We start from the raw sequence: 16,648 nt of genomic DNA, 5'->3' as shown, positions 1-16,648 counted from the left end.
ACGGACGCCGCATCGAAACTCCCCGGTCGGAACGTACGGCCCGAGGTTTCGGACCGGCCGACCAGACTTCCCGGCGCACCGTTGGTACAGATTGCGTAAAAGAATACCCGGACCCGGTTTACCTGTCGCCCACGCCGGGCACCTCGTACACCCGATAGGCCGCGCGGATGACGGGGTGGGCGACATTGCGGACCTCGACCCCGGCCGGCGTGCGCCCGAACTCGGTGCCGCTGTGGGCGTGTCCATGGATCGCGAGGTGCGCGCCGCCCGCATCCACGGCGTCGGCGAGCTCCGCGCAGCCGAGCCCCGGGTAGATCTTCGGCGGCTCGCCGACCAGGGTGTCCACGACAGGCGAGAAGTGCATCAGGGCGATGCGCAGTTCGCAGTCGAGGGACTCGAGGGCGGCGCGCAGACGGGCGGCGTCGGCAGGCCCACGGCGGTAACGCGCCCGGTGTTCGGCGCTGCCCTCGTCGGGAGTGCCCGGGTGGCCGGGGAATCCGCCACTACCGCCCATCACCCCGGCGATGCCGAGCCGAATGCCGTTGACCGGCAGGGTGATCGCGGTTCCGTCGAGCACGTGAGCGCCGATCTCACCGAGCCGCACCGCGATCCGGAAGCCGAGGCGCCGGTCGTGATCGTGGTTGCCGAGGACCGCGACCACCGGCACCGGCAGGCCGGCGATCTCCGCACACAGCACCTCGGTGTCCCGCAAGGTGCCGCCGTTGGTCAGATCACCCGCCAGCAACAGCACGTCCGCCCGTTCACCCAACTCCATCAGAGCGGGACGGAAGCGACCACGCAGGGTTTCACGCAAGTGCAGATCACCCACCGCCGCCACCCTGACACAGCCGGATCCACGGTCGCCGCCCCGCAATCCGCCGGCGGGCCCATTACGGTCAACTCGCCCCATACGGTCAGCCAGCCACACGAGCGTCCAGCGTGTCAACGCAATTCGACCGCGAAGATCGCGGTGCCGAGCGCGTAGGTCGGCGACAGGGCCCGCGGGATCTCCGGATGCTCGGTGATGCCCGAGATCCCGCACGCGCCGATCACCAGGAACCAGGCGATCATGATCGGGCCGAACACGCTAGGCCGACCGCCCGGTCTGGAAGACCGATCTTGACGTCCCCTGTTCACCGCGCCCCGCCTTCTTCACCTGATGCAAACGGCCTTAGGCTCGGGCGGCAAGGCTGGAGGACAACAGAATTCGGGGTTTTCGGTGAACGGTTTTCCCCTCGAGATCGTGCTGGCGGTCATCGGTATAGCGGTGCCGATCATGGCATTCGTCTGGGAATTCGTGCTGGTGGGGCGGAAACGGCTCGGGTATCGGGTGCAGATGGACACGCCGGTCACGGGTGAGATCGAATCGGTCTTTCCGGGCGTGCTACCGCAATTGCGGCCCGAGGGCGACGGGGCCGCGCCGGATCTGCAGGACCTCTCGGTGGTGCTGGTGCGGATCGAGAACAACGGGCTCACCGACGTGGACAGCACCGATTACGCCTCGCCGGACAGTGAGCGGGTCGGGATGCACATCCACTTCCCGCACCGGCGGGTGATCGGCATGGCCGTGACCGAACTGTCCGATGACGCGATGGGTGACAGCCTGAAGCCGGACACCGGGATAGGGAGCCGGGAGGACGCGCAGCACCGGGTCGGAATCATCGATCTGCCCAAGGTGCCGATGGATCGGGGCGATCACTACAAGATCCTGGCCATCCTGCAGCGGACGGCCGGGGCCGGGGAGTATCCGCCGCCGGTGGTGCGGGCCAAGCTCAAGGGCGGGCGGGTGTCGGAGACCCGCAGCCGCATCGGCGCCTCACCGAAACTGCTGGCGCTCATCGGGTTTCTGGTCGCGGTCATCGCCGTGCAATTCGTGGTGGGATTGGATGATCCGGGCAAGAAGGACGCAGCGGATTGCGCGTCCGGCAAACTCACCCTGGTCGGGTCCACGGCCTTCGAGCCCACCATCCGTGAAGCCGCGGCGGCGTACGCGAAGAACTGTTCCACCCTCGCGTTCGACTTCGAATTCGACAGCAGCGACCGGGGTTTGAGCCGCCTGGACGAACAGGGCAAGAACGACCCGGGGCTGCTCGCGATCACCGACGGCCCGAAAGGCGTCGGCTACCCGACACTGCTCCCCCGCCCGCTCGCGCTGTCACTGTTCACGATGATCGTCAATCCCGCTGTGGGAGTTCACGACCTGACCACCCAGCAGATCCGCGATGTCTACGCGGGCCGGATCGACAACTGGCAGCTGGTCGGCGGCCCGGATCTGCCGGTGCGCGTGGTGAATCGAATGCTCGGCTCCGGCTCCCGGGAGGCGTTCCGCCAGCATGTCCTCGGCGACGACCAGCCCCCCGCGCCGGCCGCCACCAGCTGCCGCACCATCGCCGCCACCAAGCCGCCGAGTCCCGCGTTCTGCGAGGTCCCGGTGACCAACGACATGCTGAAAACCATTGCCGACCTGCCGGGTTCCATCGGCTACAGCGAATTCTCCGATGCCGCGAAGGCCACCGGTGTCGGGCCGGTGACCATCGACGGGCATTCGCCCACCCGGGAGCAGGTCCTCGCCCGCACCTATCCGTTCTGGAGCGTCGAATACGCCTACAGCAATGGCGAACTCCCCGCCGATTCACCGGCCGCGGCGTTCCTGCGTTTCCTCACCGGCGGGACCGGCAAGGACGTGCTGCGGTCGCGGGGCAATACCCCGTGCGGCGAATTGCCGAACCCGACCACCTGCTCGCCCTAAGGAAAGACCAAGGGGCCCGGTCGCCTTCGTGAGCGAAGCGACCGGACCCCAGGTATCGGCTGATCAGCCCTTGAACGGGTACTTGCTGTCCAAGTCGTAGTTCAGCTCGACGACATTGACCGTGGGCTCCCCCAGGAAGCCCAGGGCCCGGCCGCTGCGGTGGGCATCCACCAGCGACTTGATCTGGTCCACGGACACGTGGCGTGCCTTGGCGACCCGCGCCACCTGGATGGCCGCGTACTCCGGGGAGATCTGCGGATCCAGGCCGGAGGCCGAAGCGGTCACCGCGTCGGTCGGCACCGGGGTGTCGGCCGAGGCGTCGCCGCGGATCGGGACGATCTGACCGGCGGAGTAGTCCTCGCCACGCTTGGCGCACTCCACCTTCACGCCCTCGTACGCCTCCTGGAACGGGGTGGTCGCGTTCTTCGGGTCGGCCGAGCACGCCTCGTTGACACTGATCACCCGGGTCGGGTGAGTGACCAGGCCGTGCGAGTCACGCTCGCCCATGACCGCCAGCACCGCGCCGACGCCGCCGGAGGTGCAGTACGGACGGCTGCCGTCCACACCCTCCAGTTTGCCGACCGCCGCGCTGCGCGAGCACACGGTGCTCAGCAGGCTGAGCTTGTCCTTGCTCGGGTCCGCCGCGTCCAGCGTGTCCACGGTGGACTCCGGGCCCATGTTCCCGAACGCGGAATTGAGCGCGTTGTAGGCGTCCGGGCTCGCGTCGTCGCCGCTCCATGCCGCGTTGGACGGGCGCGTCTGGAAGTACTGCGCCAGCGCGTTGCCCTTACCGTCGGTGTAGGCCTGACCGATCAGGCTGGACCCGACGACCTTGCCGTCCCGCTCGAGCAGCGAGCCGTTCGCCTTGTCCTTCAGCCCCGGCAGTTGCGAGACGCCGAGAACGACGGCGGGATAGATGATTCCGGTGATCACGGTGAGCACCAGCAGCGCTCGCAGCGCCGCGATGTGCTGCCTGATCCAGGCCGACATACGCATCAGGACATCCCCGGGAAGAATTGAATGACAAGGTCGATGAGCTTGATCCCGATGAACGGCGCGATGATGCCACCGAGTCCGTAGATATAGAGGTTGCGGCTCAACAGTTTCGACGCGCTGGACGGCCGGTAGTTCACACCGCGCAGCGACAGCGGGATCAGCGCCACGATGACCAGCGCGTTGAAGATGACCGCCGACAGGATCGCCGACTGCGGCGAATGCAGCCGCATCACGTTCAGCAGATCCAGGCCCGGGAAGATCGACACGAACAACGCGGGAATGATCGCGAAGTACTTGGCGATGTCGTTGGCGATCGAGAACGTGGTCAGCGCGCCACGGGTGATCAGCAATTGCTTGCCGATCTCGACGATCTCGATCAACTTCGTCGGGTCGGAATCCAGGTCGACCATATTGCCCGCCTCTTTCGCGGCGGACGTTCCGGTGTTCATGGCGACGCCCACGTCGGCCTGCGCGAGCGCGGGCGCGTCATTGGTGCCGTCACCGGTCATGGCGACCATGCGGGCGCCGGCCTGCTCCTTCTTGATGAGCGCGAGCTTGTCCTCCGGAGTGGCCTCCGCGAGGAAGTCGTCCACGCCCGCCTCGTCGGCGATGGCCTTGGCGGTCAACGGATTGTCGCCGGTGATCATGACGGTGCGGATGCCCATGCGGCGCATCTCGTCGAACCGCTCCCGCATGCCCTGCTTCACCACATCCTTGAGGTGGATGACGCCGAGCAGCTTCGCGGTGTCCTGCTTGATCTCCGCGACCACCAGCGGCGTGCCGCCGGACGCCGAGATGCCGTCGACGGTCTCGCCGACCTGGCTCGGGATCTCGCCGCCGTGGGCGCGCACCCATTCGGTGACCGCGCTGGCCGCGCCCTTGCGCAACTGGTGCCCGTCGGACAGGTCCACACCCGACATGCGGGTCTGGGCGGTGAACTCCACCCAGGTCGCGCCGGTGAGCTCACCGGGGGTGCGCTCACGCTTGTTGAACGCCACCTTGGCGTACACCACGATCGAGCGGCCCTCGGGGGTCTCGTCCGCGAGACTGGAAAGCTGTGCGGCGTCGGCCAATTCGTCGGCGGTGACGCCCGGCATCGGCACGAAGTCCGAGGCCTGGCGGTTGCCCAGGGTGATGGTGCCGGTCTTGTCCAGCAGCAGCGTGTTCACGTCGCCCGCGGCCTCCACGGCACGACCGGACATGGCCAGCACATTGCGCTGCACCAGGCGGTCCATGCCCGCGATGCCGATGGCCGACAGCAGCGCGCCGATGGTCGTCGGGATCAGGCAGACGAGCAGCGAGACCAGCACGATGCCGGTGACGCCATTGCCGTCCAGGGCCAGATTGTCCAGCACGCCAGGGTTGTTGGCCTTCGAGAAGATGGCCGACGGCTGCAAGGTCGCCACCGCGAACACGAAGATGATCGTCAACGCGGCCAGCAGGATATTGAGCGCGATCTCGTTCGGCGTCTTCTGCCGCGACGCGCCCTCGACGAGCGCGATCATCTTGTCGATGAACGAACCGCCCGGCTCCTGGGTGATCTGGACGACGATGCGGTCCGACAACACGGTGGTGCCGCCGGTCACGGCCGACCGGTCACCGCCGGATTCGCGGATGACGGGCGCGGACTCACCGGTGATGGCCGATTCGTCCACGGAGGCAATGCCTTCCACGACATCACCGTCACCCGGGATGACCTGCCCCGCCTCGACGACCACGCAGTCGCCGCGGCGAAGTTCGGGAGCGGGCACCCGCTCCTCGACGACGCGCGCGCCCGGCGACCAGTTCGCCAGACGGCGAGCGACCGTGTCGGTCTTGGCCTTTCGCAGCGTGTCCGCCTGCGCCTTGCCGCGGCCCTCGGCCACGGCTTCGGCCAGGTTGGCGAAGATCACCGTCAGCCACAGCCAGACGACGATCGCCCAGGCGAAGAACGTCGGACTCGCGATGGCCAGGAAGGTGGCCCAGACCGCGCCGATCTCGACGATCAGCATCACCGGATTGCGCCACATGATGCGCGGATCCAGCTTCCGCAACGCGTCCGGCAGCGACCCGAGCAGCATCTTGGGGTCGAACAACCCCGCTGACACACCGCGTTTCGGGTTGCTGTGCGCGGTCTGCACCGGCGCGGAGTCGATGGTGGGAGTGCTCATGAGTGGATTCCTTCAGCGAGCGGGCCGAGCGCCAGCATCGGCAGGAAGGTGAGCGCGACCAGGATGACGGTGACGCCCGCGACCATGCCGACGAACTGCGGCCGATGCGTCGGCAGCGTGCCCTCGGAGGCGGGAGTGTGCCCCTGCGCCGCCAGCGAACCGGCCAGGGCCAGCACGAAGATCATGGGGATGAAGCGGCCGAAGACCATGGCCAGGCCGAGTGCGGTGTTCCACCACACGGTGTTACCGGACAGACCGGCGAAGGCCGAACCATTGTTGTTGGCCGCGGACGTGAAGGCGTACAACACTTCCGAGAGCCCGTGCGGACCCGAGTTCGCCATGCTCGCGCGTTCCCCCGGCAGGGCCATCGCGACAGCGGTTCCGGTCAGCACGATCAACGGCGTCACCAGGAAGTAGGCGGCCGCGAGCTTGATCTCCTTCGGAGTGATCTTCTTGCCCAGGTACTCCGGGGTGCGGCCGACCATCAGGCCCGCCACGAACACGGTGATGACCGCGAGGATCAGCATCCCGTACAGACCCGACCCGGTACCACCGGGCGCCACCTCACCGAGCTGCATGTTGAACATGGTCATCATGCCGCCGAGGCTGGTGTACGAGTCGTGCGCCGAGTCCACCGCACCGGTGGACGTGAGTGTGGTCGCGGTGGCGAAGGTCGCCGAATCCGAGACACCGAAGCGGGATTCCACGCCTTCCATCGACGCTCCGATGGCACTGGGGACGGTGCCATGGTGCTGCAGCTGGAAGAGGTTCATCAGGGTGACGCTGAGGATCGCCAAGGTCGCCATGACGGCGGCGATGGCCACGCCCTGCTTCGGCGAGCCGACCATGCGCCCGAAGGTGCGCGGCAGCGAGAAGCTGATCACCAGCAGCATGAAGATCTCGACCCAGTTGGTCCACGCGGTCGGATTCTCGAACGGGTGCGCGGAGTTCGCGTTGAAGAACCCGCCGCCGTTGGTGCCCAACAGCTTGATCGCCTCCTGGCTGGCAACGGGTCCACCCGGCAGGGTTTGTGAACCGGTGTTGCCCACCGTCTGAGCGATCTGGTCATACACGTGCAGGTTCTGGATCACGCCGCCCGCGACCAGCACGATGCCGAAGAACACGGCCAGCGGCAACAGGATTCGGGTGGTTCCCCTCACCAGATCCACCCAGAAGTTGCCGAGTTCGCCGGTCCGGTGCCGGGCGAAGCCGCGCACCAGCGCGACCGCCACGGCCATCCCGACGGCCGCCGACACGAAGTTCTGCACGCTCAGACCCACGGCCTGAACGACATGACCCATCGTCGATTCACCGGCATAGTTCTGCCAGTTCGTGTTCGTGACGAAGCTGATGGCGGTGTTCCACGCCAGATCCGGGGTCATCTTCGTGCCCGGATCATTCAGGTGCAACGGCAGTTTGCCCTGGACCAGCTGCAGGAAGAACAGTAACAGCACGCTGATGGCCGAGAAGGCCAGCGCGCTGCGCGCGTAGACGGCCCAGGTCATCTCGACGCCCGGCTGCACGCCGATCAGTCGATAGATGCCCTTCTCGGCCTTGCTGTGCTTCTCGCTGCTGTAGACCCGGTACATGTAATCGCCCAGCGGCACATGCACCGCGACCAGCGCGATGATCAGGGATACCGCGAACAGGATCCCCGCAGTCGTAGTGCTCACTAGAACCTCTCCGGATACAGCAGCGCCACCACCAGATAGACGGCGATCCCCACGGCCAGAATCAGACCCACAACGTTCTGGATCACAGCCGCTCCACCCCGCGTTGGATCAAGCCGAACAGCGCGAACAACGCCACCGTCAGCACCGTGAACACCACGACGGACATCTCTGTTGACCTCTCTCTGAACGGCGCGTCCCAAGACGCGCCGGAGTGAGTCAAGCGCCCGTCAGCCCCGATTCCGAGGGCCTTTACGCCTTCTTAGCGGACCGCCCGGTCGCATTGACGCTCCACTTACAGCGTCGCTCCGGGTGCCGTACGGATGTCGTCCACATACCGGCCAGTTCCATCAAAGAACTGTCAGGACCTGCTGTCTCAGGCCTCGGACAGCCCGATGACCTAGCGCCCGAGCACCCTGAGGATGGTTCCGTCCAGGCTCGCGGAGACATAGCCGCCGTCGCTGTACACGTTGTCGATGTAGACGCGAAGGACCTGCCGCCCGTCACTGAAAGTCCCGTCGGTGTCGACGATGATGTAGCGAGTCGTCGGGTTGGAGACCTTCAGTTTCTGAGTTGCCTCGGCCAGCAGGCCCGGGAGGATATCCCAGTTGATAGAGCTCAGATCGAGCGTTTTGCCGGTGAGTTGGCCGCCCACGCCGTCGCGTTTGGCGGCGCCGTTGCTGTAGCTGAACGTGTCGTAGTGGTTGGGCTCGGTCGCGACGGGTGCGCCGGAGGACACGCGTTCGGGATAGATGGTGGTTTCGGTGAATTGCTTTCCGCCGGTGACCTTCTCCAGTGCCGCGATGGCCTTGCGGACTCCGTCCGGAGTCAGCAGATCGACGGCGGGGGCGCCCTTGGCGGTGGTGGGCGCGATGATCGTGGGCTGCGCGACCCCGCTGCTCAGGATGATGTCGGTGGGATCGGCCTGGCCGGGCGGCAGGCTCGACCCGCCCTGGCTGTCGGACGAGGGCCACAGGGCGATGGCGGCGGCCACGGCGACCACCAGGCCGACGGCGACACCGGCGAAGATCCACGGTCGCGCATTGCGTTGCGGCGCAACCGGTGTGGGGTTCGGCGGCATCGGAACGAACGCCTGCGGAGCAGTGTAGCCGCCCGGGTGCGGGATGGTCGTCGCAAATCCCGGCGGCGGCGTCGTCGGGAACGGCTGCGGCTGGGCCGCCGTCGCGAACGGCGGGGGCTGAGCCACCGTCGCGTAGGCCTGGGGCTGCGGGGTCACCGGAAACGTCTGGAACGCCTGGGGTGGCGGGGTCAGATCCTGGGGGGAGGTGACCGTGCCGTGCGAGCCCGAGAACTGGTGGTGCGCAACCTGTTCCGGGGCGGTGTCGCCGGTGGCGATCACCTGGGAGAGCATCCGGTCGATCTGGTCGGCGGGCGGGCGGTGGCCCGGATTGGGGACCAGGAGGGCCTGCAGGACCGGGGTGAGCGGTCCGGCCTGCCGCGGCGCCGGGACCGAGCCCATGAGGACGGCGGCGAGGGTCGCGACGTCGGTGTCGCGGCGCATGGGCTGATAGCCCTCGACGGCCGCGAACAGCACCAGGCCCAGGGACCACAGGTCGGAGGCGGGGTTGCCCTCGTGGCCCTGGAGGCGTTCGGGGGCGACGTAGGGCAGGGAGCCGACGACGCTGCCGGTGGAGGTGAGCCCTGTCAGGTCGTTGACGGCGGCGATGCCGAAATCGGTGAGGACGGGCGAACCGTCGGTGCGCAGCAACACGTTCGGCGGTTTCACGTCGCGGTGCAGGACGCCCACGGCGTGGGCGGCGCGCAGACCCGCGAGGATGCCGCGCCCGACCAGGGCGGCGTGCGCGGGCGTCATGGGCCCGTCGCCGAGCCGGTCGGCGAGCGAGCCGCCCGCGACGAGCTCCATGACGATCCACGGATGCTGCTCGGCGGGCGTGTCCACGATGTGGTGGATGGCAACCACATTGGGGTGGGTGATGCGGGCCAGGGCACGGGCTTCGCGCAGCACGCGTTCGCGCTGGACCTCGGCGGCGGTGGCCTCGCCCTCCGCCTTCACTTCCTTCAGCGCCACCTCGCGGTGCAGGGCCACGTCGTACGCGCGCCACACCGTGCCCATGCCACCGCTGCCGAGTGGTTCGATCAACTCGAAACGCCCGTCGACCATTGACCGCCCGGAATTCACGGACGTCAGCTTAGGGTTCCCACACTGCCTACGCGAGATCTGGTACCGGTTGGTCCTTTCCGGTCACCCGGATCCCCGGCAACACGGCCGGTCGCTCGCTCAGCCGCCCTGCTGAGCGTTGCCGATCCCGGTGCCGGCGCCGAGCTCGTAACCGACAGCCGCGCCGATGGCGCCGATGGTGACACCGGCCACGATCGCGCTGAGCACGGCGCCGATCACGGCGCCGATGCCGGCCCCCGCGAGAGCGCCACCCCCGATCCCGATGGGCGCACCCACTCCCAGGGTCGGAACACCCATGGCGAGACCACCCGCGACCCCGCCGACGGCCGCACCGACCGCGGCCCCGACGAGCGCTCCCGGCACCGCCCCGATCACCGCGCCCGACACCGTCCCCACGACCGCGCCGATGATGAGACCGGCGGCGCCACTGTTCACGATGAGCTGGGTCGCGTTGTCCGAGTAGCCGATGGGGGCCGCGGCGGTCTTCGCCGGGTCGAGGATGGCGGCGGGAATCGTCGGCACGCCGGGCAGCGCCGGGACGAGCTGAAGCTGCTCGATGAGCGCGGGAGCCGGGTCAGCGGGTTGCGCCGCGGCCTCGGCGGTGGCGATGGAGCAGGTCACGGCGATGGCCAGTGGTATCGCGCCGACGATCGGCACCAGGGCGCGTCGCGACGCGCGGGTCCGGGATCCTCCATACCGACGAGCCATTCGACCACCCTCTCGCTGGATTCGACTTGGAAACGCTCCCCTGACTACCGGTGATGGACACGTGCGTCACGAACGATAGCTGATCAGTAGCTATTTCCGGCTGAACGCCATGGCCTGTCGCGAATCCCGCGCGCGGATCCTGTCTACAACACGGGACACGGCCGCACCTCGGGCAGGCCGTGGCTGATTTGCTAGACCACCCGCTCGAGCGCGCGCAGGTCTGCGTGCAGCTTGCGGAACAACCAGTAGACGGCGACGAATGCGAGCCCGGAGGCCGCGCACAACCCCAGAACCGAATCGCGCACGAGCGGAAGCTCCTCCGGTTCGAGGGTGGTGAATCCGGCCAGCACCCCGACCAGCGGCACTGATGCCGTCACCGCGAGATAGGCCGTGGTTCTGCGACGCAGCGCGCGAAGATCGACGGAGTCATCCGCCGTGGTACGGCCGCGGCGCAAGTAGATGGGATAAACACAGCGGACGACGTAGAACGTCGAAAGGAAGAACGTGTAGGCAACCGAGACGGTGCCCATCACCAGAACGGTCGTCACCGCGTGGACCACCATCCGCGCCGGGAGGTCGGTGAACCGGATGAGCAGCACCACCCCCATCGCGGTCCCGAGAACCGCGAACAGCAGAGTGTTCATCGCACACAGGTCGCCCCAGAACAGTGTTCGCGACCGCACCCGCGCGAGCATTACCTCGTCGTAGCGTCTGCCATGGCGCATGCCGCGCGGAACCGCGAGCAGATCACGCGACATGTACACGTAGACGAGGACGGACAAGGGCAGGGCACAGAGCTCGAAAACGATGACGCCCCTGAGGAGCTGCATGATGGTGGCATCGGTCAGGTGGTCGGCGAGCAGTGCCCGCATGTGCACGCCCCCATAGATATGAGCCAGGCTGACGCCGACCAGCGACGATGACCACAGGATGAGGGTGGGCTGTCGGGAAAGTCGTGCCCGCCAACTGTTCGGCGGTGGGTAGACCAGGTCACGGGCCCTGTCCTCGAGGCACAAGTCGAGCTGCTGAGCCAATTCCGTGCCGCACGAGTAGCGGTCTTCGCGGTTGGGCGACAGACACTTCAACAGCACTCGGCGCAGCGCCATCGGGCAATCCGGCGGAAGCTCCGACAGGAACTCCGGCTCGACGGGTTTGCGCCGCAGCTCGAGCATGCGGGCCAGCGATGTCTCCGACTCGCCGGCCGACGCTTCGTCCGCGAATGGGCGGCGGCCCGTGAGGAGCTCCCACAGCATGACACCCAGCGCGAAGATGTCGCTTCGAGTGTCGAGGTCGGCGGCGGTCGCCGGCAAGTCCGGATGGCAGGCCTCGAGCTGTTCGGGCGACATGTACGCCAGTGAACCGCCGAAGTAAGCCAGGGGGCTCGTGCCCTTGATGCGGTTGCTGGAGCTGACATTGAAGTCGGCCAACTTGGGGATTCCCTCGGCACTCAGCAGCACGTTCGCGGGTTTGATGTCTCGATGCAACACCCCGCGTTCGGCCGCATGCTGCAGCGCGTCCGCAAGTCGGCGGCCCAGCCAGGCGACGGTCTCCGGCCATGTCAGTGCCGCGGTCCGGGTCCGAACGGCGGATTCGGTGGGCCGAACCTCGCCCTTCGCCGCGAGTACCTCGTCGATGGCATCGAGCAGCAGCTGCCCACTGCGGTGTTCCGTGGGTCTCGCGCGCTGAAAGCGCAGCACATCGAGCAGTGTTCCTCCGGGTAGGTACTGCATGTAGAGCAGCTTCAGCTCGCCATCGGCGATCAGCCGCTGGTCGTAGATGCGCACGATGTAGTCGTGGTCCAGTTGGGCGAGGGTCTGCGGCTCGATGCCGTGATTGTGGGAAATCTTGACCGCGACCAGTCGCTGCATCGATTGCTGCCGAGCGAGATACACCTGGGCGAAGGCACCGGATCCGATCCTCATCAGGAGGTCGAAATCGTCGATATGGTCGCCGACATCGATGGCGTCGAGAACTACTTGGGCACTGGGACGAGCAATCATCGTGCTGTAGTAATCACTCGTGAGCCATGCCGGTTCAGGGTCGGCCATGGCAGTGGCCTCGGCACGCGTGGCAGTCGCATCGACGGCGGCGGAACCGCGGCGCATGGCGTGGTATTCCTCGTAGACCAGCTCGGCCGGCAGCGGACCATTCCGCAGCTCCGCGAATTCCGCACGGTATTCGGTCAGTCGTTTGGGAAAGTGATGACGAAGCCAGCGGTATTCGAGGTCGATCTTGATCAGTTCGATCAATATCGTCCGCCGATCAACCGGTTCACCGGGTAGATATGCCGACAGATCGGGCGGGAACCCGGATGCCCACGCCTCTGAAAACAGTGCCACGACAGTGGCGAGCGCTGTGCGGGTTCGTTCAGCTGAATCGACCAGATCGATCGGCTCGTGCATCGGCAGCTCCAGATCAGCCCCAGGCGATCACACGGCGGCTACGCGCGATGCGACCTCGTACCGCAGTAGCCCCACATCGTCACCTTTCCACCAGACCTCCTGTTCAAGGGTATCGCTCCGAAACGAGCGCACGGGCGGCACAAGTAGGGAGCGGCCACGGCGGACGTACTCGCTCGGATGACGTCAACAACCCGACACACCCCCGTAAAGAAACCGTCAGGATCGGTGACTTGACCAGCATCGGAGGTATGAAGTGGGGAGCCCGGCCACGGCCGGGGCGATCGCCGTACACATCCAAGGAGAAACCGTGCCGCACGTCGCCGTCACCCTGATGGTGATCTTCGGGTTCATCGGCTGCGCGCTCATACTGCGCGCCATGGCCAACGCCGAAGCCGCCCGCGAACCCGTCCGCATGGCACCGCAGGACATCCGCGCACCCCGCGCGATGATGGACGAGTGAAACGCGGCCAACTACGCATCTACCTCGGGGCCGCGCCCGGCGTAGGCAAGACCTACTCGATGCTGGCCGAAGCCCATCGACGGCTGGAACGCGGCCGCGATGTGGTGGCCGCCGTCGTGGAGACCCACGGCCGCAGCAAGACCGCCGAACTGCTCGCCGGACTCGAGCGCATCCCGCCGAAGCTGGTCGAGTACCGCGGCGCGACCCTGCCCGAACTGGACGTGGACGCGGTGCTGCGGCGGCAGCCCGCCGTGGTGCTGGTGGACGAGCTGGCGCACACCAACATTCCCGGCGGCAAGCACGAGAAGCGCTGGCAGGACGTGCAGGACCTGCTGGACGCGGGCATCGACGTGGTGTCCACGGTCAATGTGCAGCACCTCGAGAGCCTCAACGACGTGGTCGAGCAGATCACCGGCGTGGTGCAGCGAGAAACCGTGCCGGACTGGGTGGTTCGCGCCGCCGACCAGGTCGAGTTGGTCGACATCACCCCGGAAGCGCTGCGGCGCAGAATGTCCCACGGCAATGTGTACGCCGCCGAGAAGGTCGACGCGGCCCTGCGCAACTACTTCCGGCCCGGCAACCTGACCGCGCTGCGCGAACTCGCGCTGCTGTGGCTGGCCGACCAGGTCGACGCCGCGCTCGCCAAATACCGGGCCGACCACCAGATCACCACCACCTGGGAGGCGCGCGAACGCGTCGTCGTGGCGGTGACCGGCGGCCCGGAGTCGGAGACCATCGTGCGGCGCGCCAGCCGCATCGCCGCCAAATCCAGCGCCGAGCTGATCGTGCTGCACATCGTGCGCGGCGACGGACTGGCCGGAGTCTCGACGCAACGTCTCCACCGTCTGCGCGATCTGGCCACCGGACTCGACGCCGAATTGCACACCGTCACCGGCGAGGACGTCCCCACCGCGCTGCTGGATTTCGCCCGGCAGGTCAATGCCACCCAGCTGGTGCTGGGCACCTCCCGGCGGTCGCGCTGGGCGCGCATGATCGACGAGGGCATCGGCGCCACCGTGGTGCAGGAGTCCGGCAAGATCGACGTCCACATGGTGACCCACGAGGAATCCAACAAGGGCTTCCGCTGGTCCGCGCTGACCCGGGGCGAACGCAAACTGGGCTCCTGGTCGGCGGCGGTCCTCGTGCCGTCACTGATCTGCGCGGTCATCTACTTCTGGTTCGACCAACTGCTGGATCTCAGCGGCGAGAGCGCCCTGTTCTTCATCGGCGTCATCGCGGTGGCACTGCTGGGCGGCGTCGCTCCGGCGGCGTTGTCCGCCTTGCTGTCCGGTGTGCTGCTGAACTGGTTCTTCACCCAGCCCCGCTACAGCCTCACCATCGACCAGCTCGACAACTTCCTCACCATCGTGGTGTTGCTGCTGGTGGCGGTCGCGGTGGCGGCCCTGGTGGATGTGGCGGCCAAGCGAACCTTCGAGGCGCGCAAGGCCTCTCGCCAGGCCGAGCTGCTGACCCTGTTCGCGGGCTCGGTGCTGCACGGCGCGAACCTGCAGGATCTGCTCGAACGCGCACGGGAGACCTACGGCCAGGACGCGGTCAGCCTCGTCACCGACGACGAGGTGATCGCGTCGGTGGGAGATCAGCCGCCGACCAAGGTCGGCGACGCCGAGACCGCTGTGGAGGCGGGCGATGACATGCATTGGCTGCTCTTGCGAGGACGAGCCGTGACCTCCGGGGACCGAATGGTGCTGGGCGCGGTCGCGAATCAGGCGGCGGGACTGGTGCAGCAGAAACAGCTGCGCGCCGAGGCCAGCGCCGCCCAGGCGGTCATGGAGGCCGACAAGCTGCGCCGCGCGCTGCTGTCGGCGGTCAGCCACGACCTGCGCACCCCGCTGGCCGCGGCCAAGGCGGCGGTGTCGAGCCTGCGCAGCGACGACGTGGAGTTCTCCCCCGAGGACACCTCCGAATTGCTGGAGACCATCGAGGAATCGGTGGATCAGCTGACCGCCCTGGTCGGCAATCTGCTGGACTCCTCGCGCCTGGCGGTCGGAGTGATCAAGCCGCAGATGCGCAAGGTCTACCTCGACGAGGTGGTGCATCACGCGCTCATGGGCATGGGCACCCGCGGCATGCGCCGCACCACCATGGACCGGGTCAAGGTGGATGTCGGCGCCATCGCGGTGCACGCGGATTCCGGTCTGCTGGAACGGGTCCTGGCCAACCTGATCGACAATGCCGCCCGCTACTCCCCCAGGGATTCGATGGTGCGGGTCGCGGCCGAGCAGGTCGGCAAGCGGGTCGCGATCACGGTGGTGGACACCGGGCCCGGCGTACCGACCGGCCTGGAGGATCAGCTTTTCGAGCCCTTCCAACGGCTCGGCGATCGCGACACCTCCACCGGCGTCGGCCTCGGCCTGTCGGTGGTGCGCGGATTCGTCGACGCCATGGGCGGCACGGTGCACGCCGAGCCCACCCCGGGTGGCGGCCTGACCATGGTGATAGATCTACCCGGGGGCGACGACCCCGCGGACACGACCGAGGAGGACAGGTGACCGACGCGGCGGCAGCGCCGATCAAAGTGCTGGTGGTCGACGACGAACCACAGATCCTGCGCGCGCTGCGCATCAATCTGTCGGTCCGCGGCTACGAGGTGACCACCGCCTCCACCGGCGCCGCCGCCCTGCGCGCCGCCGCCGAGAAGCACCCCGAGGTCATCATTCTCGACCTCGGCCTGCCCGATATGGACGGCATCGAGGTGCTGGGCGGCCTGCGCGGCTGGACCACCACCCCGGTCATCGTGCTGTCGGCCCGCACCGATTCCTCCGACAAGGTGGAGGCCCTCGACGCGGGCGCCGACGACTACGTCACCAAGCCGTTCGGCATGGACGAACTGCTGGCCCGCCTGCGGGCGGCCGTGCGCCGCTCGGCCGTCACCGCCGACACCCCGGAACCGGTCATCGAAACCGCCTCCTTCACCGTCGATCTGGCGGCCAAGAAGGTCACCCGCCACGGCCGCGACGTCCACCTGACCCCCACCGAATGGGGCGTCCTGGAGATGCTGGTCCGCCACCAGGGCAAACTGGTCGGCCGCCGGGAACTGCTGCGCGAGGTCTGGGGGCCGTCCTACGCCACCGAAACCCATTACCTGCGTGTCTATCTCGCCCAACTGCGGCGCAAACTCGAGGACGACCCCTCGCAGCCCAAGCACCTGCTCACCGAGGCGGGCATGGGCTACCGCTTCCAGCCGTAGCAGATCAGGGAGCTCCCCGGGAGCTCCCTGATCCTGTTCGCCGCCCCGGGGATCGGCAGGGCCGGCATGGGTTCGGGTCACGACGGCGAATTCCCCGGGGTGCGGCCAGATTCGCCGGAGCGGGTGACGGCCGGGCGTCCGCGC

12 protein-coding genes and 1 pseudogene are annotated in these 16,648 nt (G+C 67.6%); 4 read left to right on the top strand and 9 right to left on the bottom strand.

The genetic code is table 11. The features are described from left to right. Positions 1-118: 118 nt before the first annotated feature. Together ACWEOI_RS25990 and ACWEOI_RS25985 are read right to left on the bottom strand one after the other, a co-directional pair. Positions 119-829, bottom strand: coding sequence for a metallophosphoesterase family protein (locus tag ACWEOI_RS25990; protein WP_452361295.1), 711 nt, complete (start codon positions 827-829; stop codon positions 119-121). 143 nt (positions 830-972) lie between these two features. Beyond that, positions 973-1,086 (bottom strand): annotated as a pseudogene (locus ACWEOI_RS25985) (KUP/HAK/KT family potassium transporter); the annotation flags it as partial. A 133-nt stretch (positions 1,087-1,219) separates the two neighbouring features. Here ACWEOI_RS25985 and ACWEOI_RS25980 point away from each other — a divergent pair. Continuing rightward, positions 1,220-2,749, top strand: a complete 1,530-nt coding sequence (locus tag ACWEOI_RS25980) for a substrate-binding domain-containing protein (protein ID WP_452361294.1) — start codon at positions 1,220-1,222, stop codon at positions 2,747-2,749. Positions 2,750-2,812: 63 nt separating this feature from the next. On the opposite strand, the gene ACWEOI_RS25975 is transcribed toward ACWEOI_RS25980, so the two are convergent. From ACWEOI_RS25975 to ACWEOI_RS25945, 7 genes are all read right to left on the bottom strand, one after another. Continuing rightward, a complete protein-coding gene (locus ACWEOI_RS25975) occupies positions 2,813-3,745 on the bottom strand; it encodes a potassium-transporting ATPase subunit C (RefSeq protein WP_452361293.1) in 933 nt (310 codons plus the stop codon). Beyond that, positions 3,745-5,895 carry a potassium-transporting ATPase subunit KdpB gene (gene kdpB / locus ACWEOI_RS25970; protein ID WP_452361292.1) on the bottom strand — a complete coding sequence of 717 codons (2,151 nt, stop codon included), beginning with the start codon at positions 5,893-5,895 and terminating at the stop codon, positions 3,745-3,747. Before kdpB ends, ACWEOI_RS25975 begins: the two co-directional genes overlap by 1 nt. After that, positions 5,892-7,568, bottom strand: coding sequence for a potassium-transporting ATPase subunit KdpA (gene kdpA / locus ACWEOI_RS25965; protein WP_452361291.1), 1,677 nt, complete (start codon positions 7,566-7,568; stop codon positions 5,892-5,894). Before kdpA ends, kdpB begins: the two co-directional genes overlap by 4 nt. Beyond that, positions 7,568-7,639 carry a K(+)-transporting ATPase subunit F gene (gene kdpF, locus ACWEOI_RS25960; RefSeq protein WP_379102194.1) on the bottom strand — a complete coding sequence of 24 codons (72 nt, stop codon included), beginning with the start codon at positions 7,637-7,639 and terminating at the stop codon, positions 7,568-7,570. The genes kdpA and kdpF overlap by 1 nt, the downstream gene beginning before the upstream one ends. Positions 7,640-7,965: 326 nt before the next feature. Next, positions 7,966-9,726, bottom strand: a complete 1,761-nt coding sequence (locus ACWEOI_RS25955; protein WP_452361290.1) for a serine/threonine-protein kinase — start codon at positions 9,724-9,726, stop codon at positions 7,966-7,968. Positions 9,727-9,825: 99 nt separating this feature from the next. Next, positions 9,826-10,434, bottom strand: coding sequence for a hypothetical protein (locus tag ACWEOI_RS25950; protein ID WP_452361289.1), 609 nt, complete (start codon positions 10,432-10,434; stop codon positions 9,826-9,828). Between the two features lie 191 nt (positions 10,435-10,625). Further along, complete coding sequence (locus ACWEOI_RS25945; RefSeq protein WP_452361288.1) at positions 10,626-12,836, bottom strand: protein kinase domain-containing protein; 2,211 nt, start codon at positions 12,834-12,836, stop codon at positions 10,626-10,628. A gap of 307 nt (positions 12,837-13,143) precedes the next feature. Between ACWEOI_RS25945 and ACWEOI_RS25940 the strand changes: the two genes are divergently transcribed. Genes ACWEOI_RS25940 through ACWEOI_RS25930 form a run of 3 tightly spaced genes read left to right on the top strand, consistent with a single transcriptional unit; the run spans position 13,144 to position 16,504 of the window. Further along, positions 13,144-13,296: a hypothetical protein gene (locus ACWEOI_RS25940; protein WP_379101804.1), complete on the top strand. Its 153-nt coding sequence runs from the start codon at positions 13,144-13,146 to the stop codon at positions 13,294-13,296. Continuing rightward, a complete protein-coding gene (locus ACWEOI_RS25935) occupies positions 13,293-15,806 on the top strand; it encodes an ATP-binding protein (RefSeq protein ID WP_433671978.1) in 2,514 nt (837 codons plus the stop codon). Before ACWEOI_RS25940 ends, ACWEOI_RS25935 begins: the two co-directional genes overlap by 4 nt. Beyond that, on the top strand, positions 15,803-16,504 hold the full coding sequence (locus ACWEOI_RS25930; protein ID WP_452361287.1) for a response regulator: 702 nt from the start codon (positions 15,803-15,805) through the stop codon (positions 16,502-16,504). The genes ACWEOI_RS25935 and ACWEOI_RS25930 overlap by 4 nt, the downstream gene beginning before the upstream one ends. Positions 16,505-16,648 lie beyond the last annotated feature (144 nt).

The sequence above is a fragment of the Nocardia sp. NPDC004340 genome, assembly GCF_053602575.1.
This window is presented reverse-complemented; position numbering and strand designations above follow the sequence as displayed.

What these genes read in the sequence shown, in the direction of transcription:
- ACWEOI_RS25945 (WP_452361288.1), bottom strand. Translation starts at nt 12,836, where the DNA reads ATGCACGAGCCGATCGATCTGGTCGATTCAGCTGAACGAACCCGCACA.
- kdpB (WP_452361292.1), bottom strand. Translation starts at nt 5,895, where the DNA reads ATGAGCACTCCCACCATCGACTCCGCGCCGGTGCAGACCGCGCACAGC.
- ACWEOI_RS25950 (WP_452361289.1), bottom strand. Translation starts at nt 10,434, where the DNA reads ATGGCTCGTCGGTATGGAGGATCCCGGACCCGCGCGTCGCGACGCGCC.
- ACWEOI_RS25975 (WP_452361293.1), bottom strand. Translation starts at nt 3,745, where the DNA reads ATGCGTATGTCGGCCTGGATCAGGCAGCACATCGCGGCGCTGCGAGCG.